Source organism: Streptomyces niveus (assembly GCF_001723055.1).
Classification (GTDB): domain Bacteria; phylum Actinomycetota; class Actinomycetes; order Streptomycetales; family Streptomycetaceae; genus Streptomyces; species Streptomyces niveus.
This window is the reverse complement of sequence record NZ_MDCR01000487.1, coordinates 1-230: the sequence shown is the minus strand read 5'-3', so window position 1 is coordinate 230 and position 230 is coordinate 1. Positions and strand designations below refer to the sequence as shown.

General features: G+C 73.5%; 1 protein-coding gene. It reads left to right on the top strand.

Translation table 11 applies throughout. The annotated features are described in order from the left end of the window. Nucleotides 1–230 (top strand): methyltransferase domain-containing protein (locus BHU15_RS36600; RefSeq protein WP_141726977.1); only part of this gene is annotated, 230 nt, incomplete at both ends.

The following is a 230-nucleotide window of genomic DNA, read 5'->3' as shown; positions in this document are numbered from 1 at the left end:
CGGCACCGAGCCGGGCGTCGTGGCGACCAGTTCCGCGAGCATGCCGTCCGTTGTGGCGGCCATGCTCAGGGACCTGGACGTGAGCGACGGTATGCGGGTGCTGGAGATCGGTACCGGTACCGGGTGGAACGCCGCGCTCCTCGCCCACCGGCTGGGCAGCGGCAACGTGGTCAGCGTCGAGATCGACGCGGAGGTCGTCGCGCGGGCACGGGCGGCGCTGGGGCGGGTGG